We start from the raw sequence: 21,119 nt of genomic DNA, 5'->3' as shown, positions 1-21,119 counted from the left end.
AGGTTCTGTCGAGCGACGGCATGTCGATCGAGATGAGGGACACCGACGAGGACGTCTTCCGCGCGGCGGAGGAGCTCGGCATCGACCTGTCCCGGCGTCCCCACGAGGGCGCGATGACCGTCGACGAGGTCTGATTCAAAAGGGGATTATCTAGTGCTCGACGTCAACTTCTTCGACGAGCTGCGCATCGGCCTCGCGACCGCCGACGACATCAGGCAGTGGTCGCACGGCGAGGTGAAGAAGCCGGAGACCATCAACTACCGGACCCTCAAGCCGGAGAAGGACGGGCTCTTCTGCGAGAAGATCTTCGGTCCGACCCGGGACTGGGAGTGCTACTGCGGCAAGTACAAGCGCGTCCGCTTCAAGGGCATCATCTGTGAGCGCTGTGGCGTCGAGGTCACGCGCGCCAAGGTGCGCCGCGAGCGGATGGGCCACATCGAGCTGGCCGCTCCGGTCACCCACATCTGGTACTTCAAGGGCGTCCCGTCGCGCCTCGGTTACCTGCTCGACCTGGCCCCGAAGGACCTGGAGAAGGTCATCTACTTCGCGGCGTACATGATCACGCATGTCGACACCGAGATGCGTGACCGCGACCTGCCGTCGCTGGAGGCGAAGATCTCCGTCGAGCGGCAGCACATCGAGCAGCGCCGCGACGCCGACATCGAGGCCCGCCAGAAGAAGCTCGAGGCCGACCTGGCCGAGCTGGAGGCGGCCGGCGCCAAGGGCGACGCCCGCCGCAAGGTGCGTGAGGGCGCCGACCGCGAGATGCGCCAGCTCCGCGACCGGGCCCAGCGTGAGCTGGACCGGCTCGAGGAGGTCTGGAGCCGCTTCAAGAACCTCAAGGTCCAGGACCTGGAGGGCGACGAGCTGCTCTACCGCGAGATGCGCGACCGGTTCGGCCGCTACTTCCGCGGCGGCATGGGCGCCCAGGCCATCCAGGAGCGGCTGACCGGCTTCGACCTGGAGGCCGAGGCGGAGAACCTGCGGGAGACCATCCGCAGCGGCAAGGGCCAGAAGAAGGCCCGCGCGCTCAAGCGGCTCAAGGTCGTCGCGGCGTTCCTCAACACCCGCAACTCGCCGAGCGGCATGGTCCTCGACTGCATCCCGGTGATCCCGCCGGACCTGCGGCCGATGGTCCAGCTCGACGGTGGCCGCTTCGCCACCTCGGACCTGAACGACCTGTACCGCCGGGTCATCAACCGGAACAACCGCCTCAAGCGTCTGCTCGACCTCGGCGCGCCCGAGATCATCGTGAACAACGAGAAGCGGATGCTCCAGGAGGCCGTTGACGCCCTGTTCGACAACGGCCGCCGCGGCCGCCCGGTCACGGGCCCCGGCAACCGTCCGCTGAAGTCCCTCAGCGACATGCTGAAGGGTAAGCAGGGTCGTTTCCGGCAGAACCTGCTCGGCAAGCGCGTCGACTACTCCGGCCGTTCGGTCATCGTCGTCGGCCCGCAGCTCAAGCTCCACCAGTGCGGCCTGCCCAAGCAGATGGCGCTGGAGCTGTTCAAGCCGTTCGTGATGAAGCGCCTGGTCGATCTCAACCACGCGCAGAACATCAAGTCCGCCAAGCGGATGGTCGAGCGGTCCAAGCCGGTCGTGTGGGACGTGCTCGAAGAGGTCATCACCGAGCACCCGGTGCTGCTCAACCGCGCGCCCACGCTGCACCGCCTGGGCATCCAGGCCTTCGAGCCGCAGCTCGTCGAGGGCAAGGCCATCCAGATCCACCCGCTCGTCTGCACCGCGTTCAACGCGGACTTCGACGGCGACCAGATGGCGGTGCACCTGCCGCTGTCGGCCGAGGCCCAGGCCGAGGCCCGGATCCTGATGCTGTCCACCAACAACATCCTCAAGCCGGCGGACGGCAAGCCGGTGACGATGCCCACCCAGGACATGGTCATCGGTCTGTACTGGCTGACCACCCAGAAGGAGGGCGGCGTCGGCGAGGGCCGGGTGTTCGCCACGGTGTCGGAGGCTCTCATGGCCTTCGACCGCCACGAGCTGGACATCCAGGCCAAGGTCCACGTGCGGCTCAAGGACGTCCCGCCGCCGCGCGGCTGGGAGGCCCCCGAGGGCTGGGAGGCCGGCGACCCGATCCGGCTGGAGACCACGCTGGGCCGGTGCCTGTTCAACCAGACGCTGCCCGCCAACTACCCCTTCGTGAACTACCAGGTCGGCAAGAAGCAGCTCTCGGCGATCGTCAACGAGCTGGCCGAGCGGTACCCGAAGGTGGAGGTGGCCAACGCGCTCGACTCGCTGAAGGACGCCGGCTTCTACTGGGCCACCCGCGCCGGTGTCACGATCTCCATCGAGGACGTCGTGGCGCCGCCGAACAAGGCCGAGATCATGGAGTCGTACGAGAGGCGGGCCGACAAGGTCCAGCGGGAGTACGACCGCGGTCTGATCACCGACGAGGAGCGCCGTCAGGAGCTCATCGAGATCTGGACCCACGCGACGGCGGACGTCGAGACCGACATGGTCAACGCGTTCCCGGCGACCAACCCGGTCTGGATGATGGTCAACTCCGGCGCCCGCGGTAACCGCATGCAGGTCCGGCAGATCGCCGGCATCCGCGGCCTGGTGTCCAACACCAAGGGTGAGACGATCCCGCGGCCGATCAAGTCCTCCTTCCGCGAGGGCCTGTCGGTGCTGGAGTACTTCATCTCGACCCACGGCCAGCGGAAGGGTCTGGCGGACACCGCTCTGCGGACCGCCGACTCCGGTTACCTGACCCGTCGTCTGGTCGACGTCGCGCAGGACGTCATCGTGCGCGAGATCGACTGCGGCACCGACCGGGCCGTTCCGCTGCACGTCGGCGAGCGCGACGCCCAGGGCAACCTGGTCAAGGCCGAGAACGCCGAGAGCAACGTGCACGGCCGCATCCTGGCCGAGGACGTCGAGGTGGACGGCAAGCTCATCGCGTCCGCGGGCGTCGACATCAACGACGATGTGGTGACGGCGCTGGTGAACGCCGGCATCGAGACGGTCAGGACCCGCAGCACGCTCGTCTGCGAGGCCAAGATCGGTGTCTGCGCGACCTGCTACGGCCGTTCGCTGGCCACCGGCAAGCTCGTGGACGTCGGCGAGGCCGTCGGCATCATCGCGGCCCAGTCGATCGGTGAGCCCGGCACCCAGCTGACCATGCGTACCTTCCACACCGGTGGTGTGGCGGGCGCCGACATCACCCACGGTCTGCCGCGTGTCCAGGAGCTGTTCGAAGCCCGCATCCCCAAGGGTGTGGCCCCGATCAGCGAGGTCGCCGGCCGGGTCCGGATCGACGAGACCGACAAGACCCGCAAGATCGTCATCACCCCGGACGACGGCTCGGACGAGATCGCCTACCCGGTGTCGATGCGGTCGCGGCTGCTGGTCTCCGAGGGGCAGCACGTGGACGTCGGCCAGCTCCTGGTCGCCGGTGCGCGCAACCCGAACGAGGTCCTGCGCATCCTCGGCCCGCGTGCCGTCCAGCTCCACCTTGTGGACGAGGTGCAGCAGGTCTACCGCTCGCAGGGCGTGTCGATCCACGACAAGCACATCGAGGTCATCGTCCGGCAGATGCTCAAGCGCGTGAACGTGCTGGAGTCCGGCGACACCGAGCTGCTGCCCGGCGAGCTGGTCGAGCGGCCGCGCTTCGAGGCGCTCAACCGTCAGACCGTGGCGGAGGGCGGCCAGCCGGCCTCCGGCCGTCCGGTCCTGATGGGCATCACCAAGGCCTCGCTGGCCACCGAGTCGTGGCTGTCGGCGGCGTCCTTCCAGGAGACGACGCGAGTCCTCACCGACGCGGCGATCCACGCCAAGTCGGACTCGCTGCTCGGCCTCAAGGAGAACGTCATCATCGGTAAGCTCATCCCGGCCGGTACGGGCATGCCCCAGTACCGCAACATCCGGGTGGAGCCGACCGAGGAGGCCAAGGCCGCGATGTACACGGTCGGCGGCTACGACGGCTCGGCTGCGGACTACACCTTCGGCACCGGCAGCGGCGAGGCCGTTCCGCTGGAGGAGTACGACTTCGGTCAGTACGGCCGTTGACAGGTCGCCGCGGTGAGCGATCGCCGCGGCGGGGACGTACGGAAGCGGCCCGGGGCATCCCGCCCCGGGCCGCTTTCCGTTGTCCGCACCCCGCGTACGCGCGCGGCGCCGGGCGGGGACGGCGCGGAAACCGTGAGAAGCCCCTCGTAGGGACGGTATGATGGGAGACCGAGTCCTTCGGCGGTCCTGCTTGGGCCGTCGGCGCAGCGGCACGTCGAGACAGCGGGGCACGTCCCTCCGGGGTGTCCTCCTCTGTTTTGACGTGTTGTACGGGGGCGGGTAGGCTTTACGTTCGTGCCCGTCTGTGGGCTCGCATGCGTGCGCTTAAATGCCACTTCTCGGCAAGAGAAGTGCGCGGGGGCGCCGTGTGACTCCTCCAGATCGACCGGGTCCGCCCGGGTGTGATGCGACTAGAGCGCGACACGCCCGAGCGCGGGGGTCGAAGGGGATGGAAAACCAGCAGGTCATGACACCGGCAGTACCTGCAAGCCTGTGAGAGGCGGCATCGCCATCTCGATCGGGTTCTACGTATCACCGGCTAGGCACGAAACGGAGACGCGGTGCCCACCATTCAGCAGTTGGTCCGAAAGGGCCGGCAGGACAAGGTCAGCAAGACCAAGACTCCTGCCCTCAAGGGGAGCCCGCAGCGGCGCGGCGTTTGCACCCGCGTTTACACGACGACCCCCAAGAAGCCCAACTCGGCGCTGCGCAAGGTGGCCCGTGTTCGGCTCACCAACGGCATCGAGGTCACGGCTTACATCCCCGGGGTGGGCCACAACCTCCAGGAGCACTCGATGGTGCTCGTGCGTGGTGGTCGTGTGAAGGACCTGCCGGGTGTTCGCTACAAGATCATCCGTGGTTCGCTGGACACCCAGGCTGTCCGCAACCGCAAGCAGGCCCGCAGCCGCTACGGCGCGAAGAAGGAGAAGAGCTGACATGCCGCGCAAGGGTTCCCCTGGCCGCCGCCAGCTGGTCGCTGACCCGGTGCACAACTCGCCGCTGGTCACCGCGCTCATCAACAAGGTTCTCCTGGACGGCAAGCGCTCCCTCGCGCAGTCGATCGTCTACGGCGCCCTCGAGGGCTGCAAGGACAAGACCGGCAACGACCCGGTCGTCACGCTCAAGCGCGCTCTCGACAACGTCCGCCCGACGCTCGAGGTGAAGAGCCGCCGCGTCGGTGGTGCCACCTACCAGGTGCCGGTCGAGGTCAAGGCCTCGCGCAGCACCACGCTGGCCCTGCGGTGGATCGTCCAGTACTCCCGCGCGCGCCGCGAGAAGACCATGACCGAGCGGCTCATGAACGAGCTGCTCGACGCGAGCAACGGCCTCGGCGCCAGCGTCAAGCGGCGCGAGGACACGCACAAGATGGCCGAGTCCAACAAGGCCTTCGCCCACTACCGCTGGTAGTGAGCACCGACGACGAGTTAAGGACGCGAAGAAGTGGCCACCACGACCGCTCTTGACCTGGCCAGGGTCCGCAACATCGGGATCATGGCCCATATCGACGCGGGCAAGACCACGACGACTGAGCGCATCCTGTTCTACACCGGCATCAACTACAAGATCGGTGAAGTCCATGAGGGCGCTGCCACCATGGACTGGATGGAGCAGGAGCAGGAGCGCGGCATCACCATCACCTCCGCCGCGACCACCTGCAGCTGGCTTGATCACACGATCAACATCATCGACACGCCCGGACACGTGGACTTCACCATCGAGGTCGAGCGGTCGCTGCGTGTTCTCGACGGCGCGGTCGCGGTGTTCGATGGCGTCGCCGGCGTGGAGCCGCAGTCGGAGACGGTCTGGCGCCAGGCCGACCGGTACGGCGTGCCCCGCATCTGCTTCGTGAACAAGATGGACCGGGTCGGCGCGGAGTTCCACCGCTGTGTCGACATGATGATCAGCCGGCTGGGCTCCACGCCGGCGGTCATCCAGCTTCCCTGGGGCGTCGAGGCCGACTTCAAGGGCGTCATCGACCTGGTGAAGATGAAGGGTCTGCTCTGGAGCGCCGAGGCGGCCAAGGGCGAGATGTACGACACCGTCGACATCCCGGCCGACCACGCCGACGCCGCCCGTGAGTGGCGCGACAAGCTCGTCGAGACCGTCGCCGAGAACGACGACGAGCTCATGGAGCTCTTCCTGGAGGGCGTCGAGCCCACCGAGGAGCAGCTCGTCGCGGCCATCCGCCGGGCGACCATCACCGGCGCGATCAACCCGGTCCTGTGCGGCACCGCGTTCAAGAACAAGGGCGTGCAGCCCCTGCTCGACGCGATCGTCGCCTACCTCCCGGCTCCCACCGACATCCCGGCCTTCAAGGGCCACGCGGTGGGCAACGAGGAGGAGATCGTCGAGCGCCACGCGGACCCGAGCGAGCCCTTCGCGGCGCTGGCGTTCAAGATCATGAGCGACCCGCACCTGGGCAAGCTCACCTACATCCGCGTCTACTCCGGCAAGCTCGAGACCGGCACCACCGTGGTGAACTCGGTCAAGGGCAAGAAGGAGCGGATCGGCAAGATCTACCAGATGCACGCGAACAAGCGCGAGGAGCGCCCGTCCGCGACCGCTGGTCAGATCGTGGCCGTCATGGGCCTGAAGGACACCACCACCGGCGACACCCTCTCGGACCCGGTCAAGCAGGTCGTCCTCGAGTCGATGACGTTCCCCGCGCCGGTCATCAACGTCGCCATCGAGCCCAAGACCAAGGGCGACCAGGAGAAGCTGTCGACCGCGATCCAGCGGCTGGCCGAGGAGGACCCGTCCTTCCAGGTCCGCCGTGACGAGGAGACCGGCCAGACGGTCATCTGGGGTATGGGCGAGCTCCACCTGGAGGTCCTCGTCGACCGGATGCGCCGCGAGTTCAAGGTCGAGGCGAACGTCGGCCGCCCGCAGGTCGCCTACCGCGAGACCATCCGCCGCAAGGTGGAGAAGGTCGAGTACACGCACAAGAAGCAGACCGGTGGTTCCGGTCAGTTCGCGCGCGTGATCATCAGCCTGGAGCCGCTGGGCGAGGGCAACGACGGTTACGAGTTCGAGAACAAGGTCACCGGTGGCCGCATCCCGCGGGAGTACATCCCGTCCGTGGACGCGGGCGCGCAGGAGGCGGCCGAGTTCGGCGTGCTCGCCGGCTACCCGATGGTCGGCGTCAAGGTCACGCTTCAGGACGGTGCCTTCCACGAGGTCGACTCGTCGGAAATGGCCTTCAAGATTGCCGGCTCGATGGCCTTCAAGGAGGCCGCGCGCAAGGCAGACGCCGTACTCCTCGAGCCGATGATGGCCGTCGAGGTCACCACGCCCGAGGACTACATGGGAGACGTCATCGGCGACCTGAACGGTCGTCGCGGACAGATCCAGGCAATGGACGAACGGTCCGGCGCCCGTGTGATCAGGGCGCTCGTTCCGCTCTCCGAGATGTTCGGCTACGTGGGCGACCTGCGCAGCCGCACTCAGGGGCGGGCGAGCTACAGCATGCAGTTCGACTCCTACGCGGAGGTGCCCCCGGGCATCGCCAAGGAGATCGTCGCGAAGGCTCGGGGCGAATAGTTCCGCTCGGTGCACGGCGGGGGAGTGCCTCCGCCGTGCACAGCCTGAGGTAGAAGACGCAAGTCAAGTCAGAATCTCTAAGGAGACAGACCAGTGGCCAAGGCCAAGTTCGAGCGGAACAAGCCGCACGTGAACATCGGCACCATTGGGCACATCGACCACGGCAAGACCACTCTGACCGCGGCGATCACCAAGGTGCTTCACGACCGTTTCCCGCAGCTCAACGAGGCGACCCCGTTCGACAAGATCGACAAGGCGCCCGAGGAGAAGGCTCGCGGAATCACCATCTCCATCGCGCACGTCGAGTACCAGACCGAGAAGCGCCACTACGCCCACGTGGACTGCCCCGGTCACGCCGACTACGTGAAGAACATGATCACCGGTGCCGCCCAGATGGACGGCGCGATCCTGGTGGTCGCGGCGACCGACGGCCCGATGCCGCAGACGAAGGAGCACGTCCTCCTGGCCCGCCAGGTCGGCGTTCCCTACATCGTCGTGGCCCTCAACAAGGCCGACATGGTCGACGACGAGGAGATCCTGGAACTCGTCGAGCTCGAGGTCCGCGAGCTGCTGTCCGCCCAGGAGTTCCCGGGCGACGACCTGCCGGTCGTGCGCGTCTCGGCGCTCAAGGCGCTCGAGGGCGACGAGAAGTGGGGCGACTCCATCATCGAGCTCATGAACGCCGTGGACGAGAACGTCCCCGAGCCCGTTCGTGACACCGACAAGCCGTTCCTCATGCCGATCGAGGACGTGTTCTCGATCACCGGTCGTGGCACCGTCGTCACCGGCCGTATCGAGCGCGGTGTCGTCAAGGTCAACGAGACCGTCGACATCATCGGCATCAAGGAGAAGAGCACCACGACGACCGTCACCGGCGTCGAGATGTTCCGCAAGCTCCTCGACGAGGGCCAGGCCGGTGACAACGTCGGTCTGCTCCTGCGTGGCATCAAGCGCGAGGACGTCGAGCGCGGCCAGTGTGTCATCAAGCCGGGCACGACCACCCCGCACACCGAGTTCGAGGCGCAGGTCTACATCCTGTCCAAGGACGAGGGCGGCCGCCACACGCCGTTCTTCAACAACTACCGGCCGCAGTTCTACTTCCGTACCACGGACGTGACCGGTGTCGTGAACCTGCCGGAGGGCACCGAGATGGTCATGCCCGGTGACAACACCGAGATGACCGTCCAGCTCATCCAGCCGATCGCGATGGAGGAAGGGCTCAAGTTCGCGATCCGCGAGGGTGGCCGCACCGTCGGCGCCGGTCGCGTCACGAAGGTCATCAAGTAGCAGCACCGCTGGGCGGCGGTCGGGTCCATCAGGGCCTGACCGCCGCACCGCGCAGGGGCCGGAGACGGCCCCCCACTGACGACGAGACCGTGATCTCGCAGTGCTTTCGGCCGCACTTCGACCGAAGCCACTGCCAGATCACGGAGCACCGGACGAATCCGGGCGTCGGTCATGTGGAAACTGACCTGCGGCAACAGGCCGCGCGAAGCTTTATAGGACGACAGCGAAGGACACCGAGGCCATTATGGCGGGACAGAAGATCCGCATCCGGCTTAAGGCGTATGACCACGAGGTCATCGACAGCTCGGCCAAGAAGATCGTCGAGACGGTGACGCGGACCGGCGCCAAGGTCGCTGGCCCGGTGCCGCTGCCGACCGAGAAGAACGTGTACTGCGTCATCCGGTCGCCGCACAAGTACAAGGACAGCCGCGAGCACTTTGAGATGCGTACGCACAAGCGGCTGATTGACATCATCGACCCGACGCCGAAGACGGTCGACTCGCTCATGCGTCTCGACCTTCCCGCCGGCGTGGACATCTCGATCAAGCTCTAAGGAACGCACTGACATGGCTAAGCAGATCAAGGGCGTCCTGGGCAAGAAGCTCGGCATGACCCAGGTCTTCGATGAGGCGAACCGGGTGATCCCGGTCACCGTCGTCGAGGCCGGTCCGTGCGTGGTGACCCGGGTCCGCACTCCGGAGAAGGACGGCTACTCCGCCGTCCAGCTCGGCTACGGGCAGATCGACCCGCGCAAGGTGAACAAGCCCCTGGGCGACTACCTGCGCAAGCACGACATCACCCCGCGCCGCTACTTCGCCGAGGTTCGCACCGACGACGCCTCCGAGTACACGGTCGGCCAGGAGCTCCTCGCCGACACCTTCGAGGCCGGGCAGTACGTCGACGTCACGGGCAAGAGCAAGGGCAAGGGCTACGCCGGTGTCATGAAGCGCCACAACTTCCGTGGTCTGAGCGCTTCGCACGGTACCCAGCGCAAGCACCGCTCCCCGGGCTCCATCGGTGGCTGCGCCACCCCGGGCCGCGTCTTCAAGGGCCTGCGCATGGCCGGCCGGATGGGCAACGTCCGCACGACGGTCCAGAGCCTCAAGGTGCACGCCGTGGACGCCGAGAAGGGCCTCATCCTGATCAAGGGTGCGATCCCCGGCGCCAACGGCAGCCTGGTCCTCCTCCGCACCGCTGCCAAGAAGGGGGTTGCTGCGAAGTGACCACGACCATTGACGTCCTCGACGCCAGCGGCGCCAAGACGGGGACCGTCGACCTCCCCGAGGAGGTCTTCGGGGCCAAGGTCAACGTCCCGCTGATCCACCAGGTGGTCGTCGCCCAGCTCGCTGCCCGCCGGCAGGGCACCCACGCCACCAAGACCCGTGGCGCCGTCTCCGGTGGCGGCAAGAAGCCGTACCGGCAGAAGGGCACCGGCCGCGCTCGCCAGGGCTCGACCCGCGCGCCGCAGTTCGCCGGCGGTGGCATCGTCCACGGCCCGCAGCCGCGCTCGTACGAGCAGCGGACGCCCAAGAAGATGAAGGCGGCGGCCCTGAAGGGCGCGCTGTCCGACCGCGCCGGCGGCGGCCGCGTTCACGTGGTGAGCAGCCTGGTCACGGGTGACACGCCCAAGACCAAGGCCACCCTGGAGGCGCTGCGCAAGATCACGCAGGCCCGCAGCGTTCTCGTCGTGGTCGACGAGAAGGACGAGCTCACCTGGCTCAGCCTGCGCAACGCCCCCGAGGTCCACCTGCTGGACGCGGGGCAGCTCAACACCTACGACGTGCTGTGCCACGACGACGTGGTCTTCACCCGTGAGGCCTACGACCAGGTCGTGGCGCGGCTGGCGAACAGCGGGAAGGAAGAGGCCTGATGCAGAAGATCGCCGACCCGCGTGACATCATCCTCAAGCCGATCGTCTCCGAGAAGAGCTACGGCCTGATCGATGAGCACAACAAGTACACGTTCCTGGTGCGCAAGGGTGCCAACAAGACGCAGGTGAAGATCGCTGTTGAGCAGATCTTCGGCGTCAAGGTGACCGGCGTGAACACGATCAACCGTCAGGGCAAGCGCAAGCGGACCAAGCACGGTTACGGGCAGCGCCCGGACAGCAAGCGCGCGATCGTGAGCCTGGCCGAGGGCGAGCGGATCGACATCTTCGGTCAGATCGGCTAGCACCTGCCGCAGCGGGGAGAGGGGCCCCTCGCCACCGTGCGAGGGACCGGCCCCGAGGAAGAAAGCACCGGGGGGACCGCCGTGAGGCGGACCCCGACCGGTACGAACCGACGAAGGATGAACGAAAAAGATGGGCATCCGTAAGTACAAGCCGACGACTCCGGGTCGGCGCGGCGCGAGCGTCTCGGACTTCGCCGAGATCACGCGCAGCACGCCGGAGAAGTCGCTGCTTGCCCCACTGCACAGCAAGGGCGGCCGCAACGTCCACGGCCGGGTGACTGCGAGGCACCAGGGAGGCGGGCACAAGCGCGCCTACCGGATCATCGACTTCCGCCGCCACGACAAGGACGGGATCCCGGCCAAGGTCGCGCACATCGAGTACGACCCCAACCGGACCTCCCGCATCGCGCTGCTGCACTACGCCGACGGCGAGAAGCGCTACATCCTCGCCCCGGCCGGCCTCAAGCAGGGGGACCAGGTCGAGAACGGCCCCACGGCCGACATCAAGCCGGGCAACTGCCTGCCGCTGCGCAACATCCCGACCGGTACCTTCATCCACGCGGTGGAGTTGCGCCCCGGTGGCGGCGCCAAGCTCGGTCGCAGCGCCGGTGCGCAGATCCAGCTGCTCGCCAAGGAGGGCATGTACGCCACGCTGCGTATGCCGTCCGGAGAAATGCGCCAGGTCGACGTGCGGTGCCGGGCCTCGGTGGGCCAGGTGGGCAACGCCGAGCAGGCCAACATCAACATCGGCAAGGCCGGCCGCAACCGCTGGAAGGGCAAGCGCCCCACGGTCCGCGGTGTCGCCATGAACCCGGTCGACCACCCGCACGGCGGTGGTGAGGGCAAGACCTCCGGTGGTCGCCACCCGGTGAACCCGAAGGGCAAGCCCGAGGGCCGTACGCGGCAGCCGAACAAGCCGAGCGACCGGCTGATCATCCGTCGTCGGAGCAAGAGGAAGAAGCGGTAGGAGCAGCCGATATGCCACGTAGTCTTAAGAAGGGTCCCTTCGTGGACGACCACCTGCAGAAGAAGGTGGACGCCCAGAACGAGAAGGGCACCAAGAACGTCATCAAGACGTGGTCGCGGCGCTCCATGATCGTGCCCGACATGATCGGTCACACGATCGCCGTGCACGACGGCCGCAAGCACGTCCCGGTGTTCGTCACCGAGTCGATGATCGGTCACAAGCTCGGTGAGTTCGCCCCCACGCGAACGTTCCGCAGCCACGTCAAGGAAGACCGCCGCAGCCGGCGGTAAGCGCCTTCAAGCCAGCAGTTAGAGGAGAAAGCGATGGAAGCCAGGGCACAGGCGCGGTACGCGCGCCACACGCCCCGGAAGGCCCGCCGTGTGGTGGACCTCATTCGCGGGCTGCCCGCTTCGGAGGCGCAGGCCGTGCTGCAGTTCGCTCCCCAGTCGGCGAGCGAGACCGTCTACAAGGTGCTCTCGAGCGCGATCGCGAACGCTGAGCACAACTTCAAGCTCGACCGGGAGACGCTCTTCGTGAGCCGCGCGTGGGTCGACGAGGGGCCGACCCTCAAGCGTTTCCGCCCGCGCGCCCAGGGTCGTGCCTATCGGATCAACAAGCGGACGAGCCACATCACCGTGATCGTGGAGTCCCGCGAGCCGAAGGGAAGGACCCGCTAGTGGGCCAGAAGGTTAACCCGCACGGGTTCCGCCTCGGCATCACGACCGACTTCAAGAGCCGGTGGTACGCCGACAAGCTGTACAAGTCGTACGTCGCCGAGGACGTGTCGATCCGTCGCATGCTGCAGAAGGGCATGGAGCGGGCCGGCATCTCCAAGGTCGAGATCGAGCGCACGACCGACCGCGTCCAGGTCGACATCCACACCGCCCGGCCGGGCATCGTCATCGGCCGCCGCGGCGCCGAGGCCGACCGCATCCGCGGCGACCTGGAGAAGCTGACCAAGAAGCAGGTCCAGCTGAACATCCTCGAGGTGAAGAACCCCGAGATCGACGCGCAGCTCGTCGCGCAGGGCGTGGCCGAGCAGCTGTCCAGCCGCGTCTCGTTCCGCCGGGCCATGCGCAAGGCCATGCAGTCCGCCATGAAGAGCGGGGCCAAGGGCATCCGTGTCCAGTGCTCCGGCCGTCTGGGCGGAGCCGAGATGTCGCGCTCGGAGTTCTACCGCGAGGGCCGCGTGCCCCTGCACACGCTCCGTGCGGACGTCGACTACGGCTTCTACGAGGCCCGCACCACCTTCGGCCGCATCGGCGTGAAGGTGTGGATCTACAAGGGCGAGGCTCCGACCAGCCGTTCCGAGCGGGAGGCGGCCGCGGCCGGCGCCCGTGCGGGCCAGCGTCGTGAGCGCGACGACCGTCGCGGTGGCGCGGGCGAGCGTCCGCGTCGTGGCGGCGGCGACCGTCCCCGTCGCGGCGGCGCGGGCCGCGGCGACCGTGCACCCAGGAATGAGGCGGCCGCGCAGGCCGCCCCCGAGACCGGCCCGGCGGAGCAGCCGGGTGCTGAAGGGAGCTGACCATGCTGATCCCGCGCAGGGTCAAGCACCGCAAGCAGCACCGGCCCGACCGCAGCGGCGCCGCCAAGGGCGGCACCCGGGTCGTCTTCGGCGAGTTCGGCATCCAGGCGCTTGAGCACTCCTACGTGACCAACCGCCAGATCGAGGCCGCGCGTATCGCCATGACCCGGCACATCCGCCGTGGCGGCAAGGTGTGGATCAACATCTTCCCGGACCGCCCTCTGACGAAGAAGCCGGCCGAGACCCGCATGGGTTCCGGTAAGGGTTCTCCGGAGTGGTGGATCGCCAATGTCAAGCCCGGCCGTGTCATGTTCGAGCTGTCCGGTGTCGCCGAGCCCGTGGCCCGCGAGGCCATGCGGCGCGCGATGCACAAGCTCCCCATGAAGTGCCGTTTCGTCAAGCGTGAAGTGGGTGAGGCGTGATGGCTAAGGGTCTGACCGCCGCGGAGCTGCGTGTCGAGGACCAGGAGGTGCTGGTCCAGAAGCTGAAGGAAGCCAAGGAGGAGCTGTTCAACCTCCGCTTCCAGTCGGCGACGGGTCAGCTGGAGAGCCACGGGCGGCTGCGCGCCGTCCGCCGCGAGATCGCCCGCATCTACACCGTGATGCGCGAGCGCGAGCTCGGAATCGTCACGGTCGAGAAGGAGCCGAGCGATGTCTGAAGCAACCGAGACCCCGACCACTGAGACGCAGCGGAACTACCGCAAGACCCGTGAGGGCCTGGTCGTCAGCGACAAGATGGACAAGACCGTCGTCGTCGCCGTCGAGGACCGCGTCAAGCACCCGCTGTACGGCAAGGTCATCCGCCGTACGACCAAGTACAAGGCCCACGACGAGCAGAACGTCTGCGGCGTCGGCGACCGCGTCCTCCTGATGGAGACCCGGCCGCTGTCGGCCACCAAGCGGTGGCGAGTCGTCGAGATCCTCGAGAAGGCCAAGTAACACCACAGACGCGCCTCGTGGGGGGTGGGAGACCGCCCCCCATGATGGTGTCCAAGGGGCGGGGCCGGCCATCGGTCCCGTCCGCCCGCGGCGGCGGTCGTACGGCTGTCGTCGAGGGAAAAAGACCACATCAGGTTCGGCCAGGCTCACCGCGAGGGTGAGAACCGGCACGACACACAGGAGTAGACGTGATCCAGCAGGAGTCGCGGCTCAAGGTCGCCGACAACACGGGTGCCAAGGAGATTCTTTGCATCCGCGTGCTCGGCGGCTCGGGTCGGCGCTACGCGGGAATCGGCGACATCATCGTGGGCACGGTGAAGGACGCCATTCCCGGCGGGGGCGTTAAGAAAGGCGACGTTGTCAAGGCTGTCGTGGTGCGCACCGTGAAGGAGCGCCGCCGCCCCGACGGCTCCTACATCCGCTTCGACGAGAACGCCGCGGTCATCATCAAGGACAGCGGTGACCCCCGGGGCACCCGCATCTTCGGCCCGGTGGGCCGTGAACTGCGCGACAAGAAGTTCATGCGCATCATCTCGCTCGCGCCGGAGGTGCTGTGATGCCGAAGCTGCACGTGAAGAAGGGCGACCTCGTCCAGGTCATCGCCGGCAAGGACAAGGGCGCCAAGGGCCGGATCATCGCCGCGTACCCCGACAGGGAGCGTGTGGTGGTCGAGGGCGTCAACATGATCAAGAAGCACTCCAAGGTCACCAACCAGGGACCGCGCGGCGCCAAGGAAGGCGGCGTGCAGACCATGGAGGCTCCCATCCACGTGAGCAACGTCAAGAAGCTCAAGGATGAAGAGAAGAAGCCCGAGAAGAAGGCCGCCGACAAGGGCGACGCCGAGGCGACGGGTGAGGGTGAGGACAGCTGATGACCGCCACCACTACTGCGTCTACTGAGACCGGGCGAGTTGTTCCGCGCCTCAAGCAGCGCTACCGCGAGGAGATCATCGCGAAGCTGCGTGAGGAGTTCGGCATCGAGAACATCATGCAGGTGCCCACGATCACCAAGATCAAGGTGAACATGGGTGTCGGCGAGGCCGCCCGCGACTCGAAGCTCATCGAGGGCGCAGTGCGCGACCTGACCGCCATCACGGGCCAGAAGCCGGCCGTCGCCCGCGCCCGCAAGTCCATCGCGCAGTTCAAGCTGCGTGAGGGCATGCCGATCGGCGCGCACGTGACGCTGCGCGGCGACCGCATGTGGGAGTTCCTCGACCGCCTGCTGTCCCTGGCGCTGCCGCGTATCCGGGACTTCCGCGGCCTGTCGCCGAAGCAGTTCGACGGCAACGGCAACTACACCTTCGGCCTCACCGAGCAGGTCATGTTCCACGAGGTCGACCAGGACAAGGTGGACCGGCAGCGGGGCATGGACATCACGGTCGTGACCACCGCGAAGAACGACGAGCAGGGCCGGGCGCTGCTGAAGCTCCTCGGTTTCCCCTTCAAGGAGGCCTGATCATGGCGAAGACGTCGCTGAAGGTCAAGGCAGCGCGCAAGCAGAAGTTCGACGTCCGGGCGTACACTCGGTGCTCCCGCTGCGGCCGTCCCCGTGCTGTCTACCGCAAGTTCGGCCTGTGCCGCGTGTGCTTCCGTGAGATGGCGCACCGGGGCGAGCTGCCCGGCATCACCAAGTCGAGCTGGTAAGCCCGCCGCGGGCCAGCCGTACAGAAGTCATATCAACCGGGCGCTGATCGCAGCGCCCACGACCACACCGAAGGTCCCATCGGGAAACCGCGGTGAGGAAGGCCACCGGCCATGACGATGACCGACCCGATCGCAGACATGCTGACGCGTCTGCGTAACGCGAACTCGGCCTATCACGACACCGTGAGCATGCCTTACTCCAAGATCAAGGCGCACATCGCGGAGATCCTCCAGCAGGAGGGCTACATCCAGGGCTGGAGCGTCGAGGACGCGAAGGTTGGCAAGAACCTCGTGATGGAGCTGAAGTTCGGCCCCAGCCGCGAGCGCGCCATCGCGGGCCTGCGCCGGGTGTCGAAGCCCGGTCTGCGGGTCTATGCAAAGAAGGACAACCTGCCCCGCGTTCTGGGCGGTCTGGGCGTCGCGATCATCTCGACGTCCGGCGGCCTGATGACGGACCGGCAGGCTAGCAAGCGTGGAGTGGGCGGGGAAGTCCTCGCCTACGTCTGGTAACGAGGGGAGGCACTCAGCATGTCGCGAATCGGACGGCTGCCCATCCCCGTCCCGGCAGGTGTCGACATCACGATCGACGGCCGGGAAGTCCAGGTCAAGGGGCCCAAGGGCACGCTCACTCACACGGTCGCCGAGCCTATTGAGGTCTCGCGCGGCGAGGACGGCGCCATCGCCGTCACCCGCCCGAACGACGAGAACAAGGTTCGTGCGCTGCACGGCCTGTCCCGCACGCTCATCGCCAACATGGTGGCGGGTGTCACGCAGGGCTACACGAAGACGCTCGAGATCGTCGGCGTCGGTTACCGCGTCCAGGCCAAGGGCCCGACGGAGCTGGAGTTCTCGCTGGGCTTCAGCCACCCGGTGATCGTCAAGGCCCCCGAGGGCGTCAGCTTCCGCGTCGAGAGGCCGACCCTGTTCCACGTGGACGGCATCGACAAGCAGAGGGTCGGCGAGGTCGCCGCCAACATCAGGAAGCTGCGCAAGCCGGACCCGTACAAGGGCAAGGGCGTGCGCTACCAGGGCGAGGTTGTCCGCCGCAAGGTCGGAAAGGCTGGTAAGTAGGCATGGCTGGAAAGACTGCGTTCGGCAAGCACACGGCCGCCCGCACGGTCTCCCGGGCTCGCCGGCACCGCCGTGTCCGCAAGAACGTCTTCGGCACGGCCGAGCGTCCGCGCCTGGTCGTCAACCGGTCCACGCGTCACCTGTTCGTGCAGATCGTCGACGACACTCAGGGCCACACGCTGGTGAGCGCGTCCACGATGGACGTCTCGCTGCGCGGCGGCGAGGGTGACAAGACCGAGAAGGCGAAGAAGGTCGGCGAGCTTCTCGCTCAGCGGGCCAAGACCGCCGGGATCACCGCTGTCGTCTTCGACCGCGGTGGCAACCGCTACGCGGGGCGGATCGCCGCTCTCGCGGACAGCGCCCGTGAAGGCGGGCTGGAGTTCTGATGGCTCCGGTCCATGGGTCGCGACCGACGGCCCGTCCCAAGAGCAACGAGAAGAGGAACCACTGATGGCTGCAGCTCCGCGTCGCGGTGCCGGCGGCGGTGGCGAGCGGCGTGACCGTCGTGATGACCGCCGCGGTGGCGCCGCAGACAAGGGCGTCTCGTACATCGAGCGCGTCGTAAAGATCAACCGAGTCGCCAAGGTCGTCCAGGGCGGCCGGCGCTTCAGCTTCACCGCGTTGGTCATCGTCGGCGACGGCAACGGCCTCGTCGGGGTCGGCTACGGCAAGGCCAAGGAGGTGCCCGCGGCGATCGCCAAGGGTGTCGAGGAGGCCAAGAAGCACTTCTTCAAGGTCCCGCGGATCCAGGGCACCATCCCGCACCCGGTGCAGGGCGAGGACGCCGCCGGCGTCGTCCTCCTGCGTCCGGCCTCGCCCGGTACGGGCGTCATCGCGGGTGGCCCGGTTCGCGCGGTCCTGGAGTGCGCCGGAATCCACGACGTGCTGTCCAAGTCGCTCGGCTCGGACAACCCGATCAACATCGTGCACGCCACCGTGGCGGCTCTGAAGGGCCTCAGCCGCCCCGAGGAGATCGCCGCCCGTCGTGGCCTGCCGATCGAGGACGTCGCGCCCAAGGCGATGCTGAAGGCTCGCGCCGAGGGCCTGGCCGAGGCCGCGGCGGCCGCGAAGGCGGTGAGCTGACGATGGCTCGCCTGAAGATCACCCAGACCCGGTCCAAGATCGGTGGTCAGCAGAACCAGCGTGACTCGCTGCGCTCGCTGGGTCTGAAGCGAATCGGCGACGTCGTCGTCAAGGAGGACCGCCCGGAGATCCGGGGCATGGTCGCCAAGGTGTCGCACCTCGTCGAGGTTGAGGAGGTCGACTAGTCATGACCGAGAACGCTCCGCTCAAGATCCACGACCTCCGTCCGGCTCCCGGCGCCAACAAGGCCAAGACCCGCAAGGGCCGCGGCGAGGGCTCCAAGGGCAAGACGGCCGGCCGTGGCACCAAGGGCACCAGGGCCCGTACGGCAGTGATGCCGGGCTTCGAGGGTGGCCAGGTCCCGCTCCAGCGGCGGCTGCCGAAGCTGAAGGGCTTCTCCAACGCCCTGTTCAAGACGACCTACCAGGTCGTCAACCTGGACAGGCTCGGGGAGCTGTTCCCCCAGGGCGGCGACGTCACGCTCGACGACCTGGTGGCCAAGGGTGCGGTCCGCAAGAACCAGCCCGTGAAGGTGCTGGGCACCGGCGAGATCTCCGTGGCGCTGAACGTGCAGGCGCACGCCTTCTCCGCCAGCGCGAAGGAGAAGATCGCCGCGGCCGGTGGCTCGGTTTCCGAGCTGTAGGCATGACGCTGCACGAGGCGCGGAGGTTCGTTATGAGCCTCCGCGCCCGTAGTGCGTTAGAGTTCGCCTGGCACGGGGCTCAACCCGTGTCGGACCAAGCACTCTGGCAGGAAGACATGTCGATGGACGCCTTGCGGGCCATCGCCGACCGTTACCGCGTCACTGGCGCGCAGGAGGGACCGTGCTGACCGCGATTACCCGGGCGTTCCGGACGCCGGACCTGCGCAAGAAGCTGCTCTTCACACTGGGCATCATCGTGCTGTTCCGGCTTGGCTCGGTGCTCCCCACTCCGGGGGTCAACGCCAAGAACGTGGCCCTGTGTCTGGAGCAGGCCCAGGCGGGAGACGCTGCCAACATCTACGGGATGGTGCAGCTCTTCAGCGGCGGCGCCCTGTTGAAACTTTCAGTGTTCGCGCTCGGCATCATGCCGTACATCACAGCGAGCATCATCCTGCAGCTGCTGACGGTGGTGATTCCCCGGCTGGAGGCCCTGAAGAAGGAGGGCCAGGCGGGGACGGCGAAGATCACGCAGTACACACGTTACCTGACCATCGGGCTGGCGGTGCTGCAGTCGACCGCGTTCGTCGCACTGGCGCGCAGCGGGCAGCTCTTCCAGAACTGCAACCAGGAGATCCTGCTCAGCCAGGACGTCTTCCCGCTGATCACCATGGTCATCACGATGACCGCCGGCACCGCCGTGATCATGTGGCTGGGCGAGCTGGTGACCGACCGCGGCGTCGGCAACGGCATGTCGATCCTGATCTTCACTCAGGTCATCGCGGTGTTCCCGTCGGAGCTCGTGAACATCTTCCGGCAGAGCCCGTTCAAGTTCGTCGTCGTGATGGTCGTCGGCGTCGTGATGATCGGCGTCGTCGTGTTCATCGAGCAGGCGCAGCGCCGCATCCCGGTGCAGTACGCCAAGCGGATGGTCGGCCGTCGCATGTACGGCGGCACCTCGACCTACATCCCGCTCAAGGTGAACCAGGCCGGCATCATCCCGGTCATCTTCGCCTCGTCGCTGCTGTACCTGCCGCAGCTTCTGGTCACGCTGTTCGGCAACAGCCAGAAGCCCAACGCGGTCGTCGAGTGGCTGGCGCAGAACATGATCAGGGGCGACCACCCCGTCTACATGGCCACGTTCTTCCTGCTGATCGTCTTCTTCACGTACTTCTACGTGTCCATCACTTTCAACCCCCCTGAAGTGGCGGACAACATGAAGAAGTACGGTGGGTTCATTCCGGGCATCCGCCCGGGCCGGCCGACCGCTGAGTACCTGAGCTACGTGCTCAACAGGCTCACGGCCGCGGGCGCTCCGTATCTGGGTGTGATCTCGCTCATCCCGATCATCGCGCTGGCGGTGGCCGGAGCGAGCCAGAACTTCCCGTTCGGAGGGACCAGCATTCTGATCATGGTTGGTGTTGGTCTGGACACGGTCAAGCAGATCGAGAGCCAGCTTCAGCAGCGCAACTACGAGGGCTTCCTGAGATAGTGCGCGTCGTCCTGGTAGGGCCCCCCGGAGCGGGTAAGGGGACGCAGGCCCAGTTCATCGCTTCGCACCTGTCGATCCCGAAAATCTCGACAGGCGACATCTTCCGTGCCAACGTCTCGGGCGGCACGGAGCTCGGCAAGCTCGCCAAGGAGTACATGGACCGCGGCGACCTCGTCCCCGACGAGGTGACCGTGGCCATGGTCCGCGACCGGCTGTCGGAGGACGACGCGCAGGAGGGCTTCCTCCTGGACGGCTTCCCCCGCAACGTGCCCCAGGCCGAGGTCCTCAAGAAGATGCTGGCCGAGTTCGGTACGGCGCTCGACGTGGTCCTCAACCTGGTCGTCGAGGACGACGAGGTCGTCCGCCGCCTGGCGGGCCGCCGCACGTGCCGTTCCTGCGGCAAGGTGTGGCATGTCGTGTTCGACCCGCCCGCCGTGGAGGGCGTCTGCGACGCCTGCGGTGGGGAGCTCTTCCAGCGGGACGACGACCGTGAGGAGACCATCAGGCGGCGCCTGGAGGTCTATCAGGAGCAGACGGCGCCGCTGATCTCCTTCTACGCCGACGAGGGAATCCTGCAGGGGGTCGACGCGACCGGGCCGGTCGAGGAGATCACCCAGCGGGCGATGTCGGCGCTGCGGCGGTTCGCCGACTGATTCATTACCGCGGCCGGGAACGCCACTCCACTCCATGGGGTGGCGTTCAGGCTTATATGGGACAATTTCGGGAGGGGGT

The 21,119-nt window shown here is 67.2% G+C and carries 28 protein-coding genes; all 28 read left to right on the top strand.

All coding sequences use genetic code 11. The features are described 5' to 3' along the window. Positions 1-153 precede the first annotated feature (153 nt). The 28 genes from FLW16_RS28075 (at position 154) to FLW16_RS27940 (ending at position 21,040) form a co-directional block, all read left to right on the top strand. Positions 154-4,029 carry a DNA-directed RNA polymerase subunit beta' gene (locus FLW16_RS28075; protein WP_142563133.1) on the top strand — a complete coding sequence of 1,292 codons (3,876 nt, stop codon included), beginning with the start codon at positions 154-156 and terminating at the stop codon, positions 4,027-4,029. Positions 4,030-4,589: 560 nt separating this feature from the next. Then, the gene (rpsL, locus tag FLW16_RS28070) at positions 4,590-4,964 is read left to right on the top strand and encodes a 30S ribosomal protein S12 (protein WP_030508316.1); all 375 of its coding nucleotides are present in this window, start codon (positions 4,590-4,592) and stop codon (positions 4,962-4,964) included. A gap of 1 nt (position 4,965) precedes the next feature. Further along, a complete protein-coding gene (rpsG, locus tag FLW16_RS28065; RefSeq protein WP_079319871.1) occupies positions 4,966-5,436 on the top strand; it encodes a 30S ribosomal protein S7 in 471 nt (156 codons plus the stop codon). A gap of 84 nt (positions 5,437-5,520) precedes the next feature. Beyond that, the gene (gene fusA / locus FLW16_RS28060) at positions 5,521-7,569 is read left to right on the top strand and encodes an elongation factor G (RefSeq protein WP_396686812.1); all 2,049 of its coding nucleotides are present in this window, start codon (positions 5,521-5,523) and stop codon (positions 7,567-7,569) included. Positions 7,570-7,662: 93 nt separating this feature from the next. Further along, positions 7,663-8,856, top strand: a complete 1,194-nt coding sequence (tuf, locus tag FLW16_RS28055; protein ID WP_030508319.1) for an elongation factor Tu — start codon at positions 7,663-7,665, stop codon at positions 8,854-8,856. Positions 8,857-9,100: 244 nt separating this feature from the next. Further along, positions 9,101-9,409 carry a 30S ribosomal protein S10 gene (gene rpsJ / locus FLW16_RS28050; RefSeq protein ID WP_012887830.1) on the top strand — a complete coding sequence of 103 codons (309 nt, stop codon included), beginning with the start codon at positions 9,101-9,103 and terminating at the stop codon, positions 9,407-9,409. Between the two features lie 13 nt (positions 9,410-9,422). After that, positions 9,423-10,079, top strand: a complete 657-nt coding sequence (gene rplC / locus FLW16_RS28045; RefSeq protein WP_142563131.1) for a 50S ribosomal protein L3 — start codon at positions 9,423-9,425, stop codon at positions 10,077-10,079. After that, complete coding sequence (rplD, locus tag FLW16_RS28040; RefSeq protein ID WP_142563130.1) at positions 10,076-10,726, top strand: 50S ribosomal protein L4; 651 nt, start codon at positions 10,076-10,078, stop codon at positions 10,724-10,726. The genes rplC and rplD overlap by 4 nt, the downstream gene beginning before the upstream one ends. Then, positions 10,726-11,028, top strand: a complete 303-nt coding sequence (gene rplW, locus FLW16_RS28035) for a 50S ribosomal protein L23 (protein WP_142563129.1) — start codon at positions 10,726-10,728, stop codon at positions 11,026-11,028. The genes rplD and rplW overlap by 1 nt, the downstream gene beginning before the upstream one ends. Positions 11,029-11,158: 130 nt before the next feature. Beyond that, positions 11,159-11,995, top strand: a complete 837-nt coding sequence (rplB, locus tag FLW16_RS28030) for a 50S ribosomal protein L2 (protein WP_142563128.1) — start codon at positions 11,159-11,161, stop codon at positions 11,993-11,995. Between the two features lie 11 nt (positions 11,996-12,006). Next, positions 12,007-12,285: a 30S ribosomal protein S19 gene (gene rpsS, locus FLW16_RS28025; protein WP_030508324.1), complete on the top strand. Its 279-nt coding sequence runs from the start codon at positions 12,007-12,009 to the stop codon at positions 12,283-12,285. Positions 12,286-12,318: 33 nt separating this feature from the next. Beyond that, entirely contained in the window at positions 12,319-12,672 is a 354-nt protein-coding gene (gene rplV / locus FLW16_RS28020) for a 50S ribosomal protein L22 (RefSeq protein WP_030508325.1), read from the top strand. Continuing rightward, positions 12,672-13,520: a 30S ribosomal protein S3 gene (gene rpsC, locus FLW16_RS28015; protein WP_142563127.1), complete on the top strand. Its 849-nt coding sequence runs from the start codon at positions 12,672-12,674 to the stop codon at positions 13,518-13,520. Before rplV ends, rpsC begins: the two co-directional genes overlap by 1 nt. Positions 13,521-13,522: 2 nt before the next feature. Beyond that, on the top strand, positions 13,523-13,942 hold the full coding sequence (gene rplP, locus FLW16_RS28010; protein ID WP_030508327.1) for a 50S ribosomal protein L16: 420 nt from the start codon (positions 13,523-13,525) through the stop codon (positions 13,940-13,942). After that, positions 13,942-14,178, top strand: a complete 237-nt coding sequence (rpmC, locus tag FLW16_RS28005) for a 50S ribosomal protein L29 (protein ID WP_030508328.1) — start codon at positions 13,942-13,944, stop codon at positions 14,176-14,178. The genes rplP and rpmC overlap by 1 nt, the downstream gene beginning before the upstream one ends. Further along, positions 14,171-14,458: a 30S ribosomal protein S17 gene (gene rpsQ / locus FLW16_RS28000; RefSeq protein WP_142563126.1), complete on the top strand. Its 288-nt coding sequence runs from the start codon at positions 14,171-14,173 to the stop codon at positions 14,456-14,458. Before rpmC ends, rpsQ begins: the two co-directional genes overlap by 8 nt. A 188-nt stretch (positions 14,459-14,646) precedes the next feature. Continuing rightward, positions 14,647-15,015, top strand: a complete 369-nt coding sequence (gene rplN / locus FLW16_RS27995) for a 50S ribosomal protein L14 (protein ID WP_030508330.1) — start codon at positions 14,647-14,649, stop codon at positions 15,013-15,015. An 8-nt stretch (positions 15,016-15,023) separates the two neighbouring features. Then, the gene (rplX, locus tag FLW16_RS27990; protein ID WP_142563142.1) at positions 15,024-15,329 is read left to right on the top strand and encodes a 50S ribosomal protein L24; all 306 of its coding nucleotides are present in this window, start codon (positions 15,024-15,026) and stop codon (positions 15,327-15,329) included. Continuing rightward, positions 15,329-15,913, top strand: coding sequence for a 50S ribosomal protein L5 (gene rplE, locus FLW16_RS27985; RefSeq protein ID WP_142563125.1), 585 nt, complete (start codon positions 15,329-15,331; stop codon positions 15,911-15,913). Before rplX ends, rplE begins: the two co-directional genes overlap by 1 nt. Before the next feature lie 2 nt (positions 15,914-15,915). After that, the gene (locus FLW16_RS27980; RefSeq protein WP_066368977.1) at positions 15,916-16,101 is read left to right on the top strand and encodes a type Z 30S ribosomal protein S14; all 186 of its coding nucleotides are present in this window, start codon (positions 15,916-15,918) and stop codon (positions 16,099-16,101) included. Positions 16,102-16,212: 111 nt separating this feature from the next. After that, entirely contained in the window at positions 16,213-16,611 is a 399-nt protein-coding gene (gene rpsH, locus FLW16_RS27975; RefSeq protein ID WP_030508333.1) for a 30S ribosomal protein S8, read from the top strand. Between the two features lie 18 nt (positions 16,612-16,629). Further along, positions 16,630-17,172: a 50S ribosomal protein L6 gene (gene rplF, locus FLW16_RS27970; protein WP_142563124.1), complete on the top strand. Its 543-nt coding sequence runs from the start codon at positions 16,630-16,632 to the stop codon at positions 17,170-17,172. Positions 17,173-17,174: 2 nt separating this feature from the next. After that, on the top strand, positions 17,175-17,558 hold the full coding sequence (gene rplR / locus FLW16_RS27965) for a 50S ribosomal protein L18 (protein WP_142563123.1): 384 nt from the start codon (positions 17,175-17,177) through the stop codon (positions 17,556-17,558). A gap of 64 nt (positions 17,559-17,622) precedes the next feature. Then, a complete protein-coding gene (gene rpsE / locus FLW16_RS27960) occupies positions 17,623-18,255 on the top strand; it encodes a 30S ribosomal protein S5 (protein ID WP_030508336.1) in 633 nt (210 codons plus the stop codon). 2 nt (positions 18,256-18,257) lie between these two features. After that, positions 18,258-18,440, top strand: a complete 183-nt coding sequence (gene rpmD, locus FLW16_RS27955; protein ID WP_079319858.1) for a 50S ribosomal protein L30 — start codon at positions 18,258-18,260, stop codon at positions 18,438-18,440. Positions 18,441-18,442: 2 nt separating this feature from the next. Then, the gene (gene rplO, locus FLW16_RS27950) at positions 18,443-18,898 is read left to right on the top strand and encodes a 50S ribosomal protein L15 (RefSeq protein ID WP_139573656.1); all 456 of its coding nucleotides are present in this window, start codon (positions 18,443-18,445) and stop codon (positions 18,896-18,898) included. A gap of 181 nt (positions 18,899-19,079) precedes the next feature. Then, on the top strand, positions 19,080-20,387 hold the full coding sequence (secY, locus tag FLW16_RS27945) for a preprotein translocase subunit SecY (protein WP_142563122.1): 1,308 nt from the start codon (positions 19,080-19,082) through the stop codon (positions 20,385-20,387). Next, on the top strand, positions 20,387-21,040 hold the full coding sequence (locus FLW16_RS27940) for an adenylate kinase (protein WP_079319854.1): 654 nt from the start codon (positions 20,387-20,389) through the stop codon (positions 21,038-21,040). Before secY ends, FLW16_RS27940 begins: the two co-directional genes overlap by 1 nt. The last annotated feature ends 79 nt before the right edge of the window (positions 21,041-21,119 follow it).

The sequence above is a fragment of the Microbispora sp. KK1-11 genome, assembly GCF_006874435.1.
Classification (GTDB): domain Bacteria; phylum Actinomycetota; class Actinomycetes; order Streptosporangiales; family Streptosporangiaceae; genus Microbispora; species Microbispora catharanthi.
The sequence above is the reverse complement of the archived record's forward strand: the minus strand, read 5'-3'. Positions and strand labels throughout refer to the sequence as shown.

What these genes read in the sequence shown, in the direction of transcription:
- rplW (WP_142563129.1), top strand. Translation starts at nt 10,726, where the DNA reads ATGCAGAAGATCGCCGACCCGCGTGACATCATCCTCAAGCCGATCGTC.
- rpsG (WP_079319871.1), top strand. Translation starts at nt 4,966, where the DNA reads ATGCCGCGCAAGGGTTCCCCTGGCCGCCGCCAGCTGGTCGCTGACCCG.
- rplP (WP_030508327.1), top strand. Translation starts at nt 13,523, where the DNA reads ATGCTGATCCCGCGCAGGGTCAAGCACCGCAAGCAGCACCGGCCCGAC.
- rpsE (WP_030508336.1), top strand. Translation starts at nt 17,623, where the DNA reads ATGGCTGCAGCTCCGCGTCGCGGTGCCGGCGGCGGTGGCGAGCGGCGT.
- rplV (WP_030508325.1), top strand. Translation starts at nt 12,319, where the DNA reads ATGGAAGCCAGGGCACAGGCGCGGTACGCGCGCCACACGCCCCGGAAG.
- rplR (WP_142563123.1), top strand. Translation starts at nt 17,175, where the DNA reads ATGGCTGGAAAGACTGCGTTCGGCAAGCACACGGCCGCCCGCACGGTC.
- rplB (WP_142563128.1), top strand. Translation starts at nt 11,159, where the DNA reads ATGGGCATCCGTAAGTACAAGCCGACGACTCCGGGTCGGCGCGGCGCG.
- rpmD (WP_079319858.1), top strand. Translation starts at nt 18,258, where the DNA reads ATGGCTCGCCTGAAGATCACCCAGACCCGGTCCAAGATCGGTGGTCAG.
- rpsQ (WP_142563126.1), top strand. Translation starts at nt 14,171, where the DNA reads ATGTCTGAAGCAACCGAGACCCCGACCACTGAGACGCAGCGGAACTAC.
- rpsJ (WP_012887830.1), top strand. Translation starts at nt 9,101, where the DNA reads ATGGCGGGACAGAAGATCCGCATCCGGCTTAAGGCGTATGACCACGAG.
- FLW16_RS27980 (WP_066368977.1), top strand. Translation starts at nt 15,916, where the DNA reads ATGGCGAAGACGTCGCTGAAGGTCAAGGCAGCGCGCAAGCAGAAGTTC.
- rpsH (WP_030508333.1), top strand. Translation starts at nt 16,213, where the DNA reads ATGACGATGACCGACCCGATCGCAGACATGCTGACGCGTCTGCGTAAC.
- rplF (WP_142563124.1), top strand. Translation starts at nt 16,630, where the DNA reads ATGTCGCGAATCGGACGGCTGCCCATCCCCGTCCCGGCAGGTGTCGAC.
- rpmC (WP_030508328.1), top strand. Translation starts at nt 13,942, where the DNA reads ATGGCTAAGGGTCTGACCGCCGCGGAGCTGCGTGTCGAGGACCAGGAG.
- rplC (WP_142563131.1), top strand. Translation starts at nt 9,423, where the DNA reads ATGGCTAAGCAGATCAAGGGCGTCCTGGGCAAGAAGCTCGGCATGACC.
- rplO (WP_139573656.1), top strand. Translation starts at nt 18,443, where the DNA reads ATGACCGAGAACGCTCCGCTCAAGATCCACGACCTCCGTCCGGCTCCC.
- rpsS (WP_030508324.1), top strand. Translation starts at nt 12,007, where the DNA reads ATGCCACGTAGTCTTAAGAAGGGTCCCTTCGTGGACGACCACCTGCAG.
- rplE (WP_142563125.1), top strand. Translation starts at nt 15,329, where the DNA reads ATGACCGCCACCACTACTGCGTCTACTGAGACCGGGCGAGTTGTTCCG.
- fusA (WP_396686812.1), top strand. Translation starts at nt 5,521, where the DNA reads ATGGCCCATATCGACGCGGGCAAGACCACGACGACTGAGCGCATCCTG.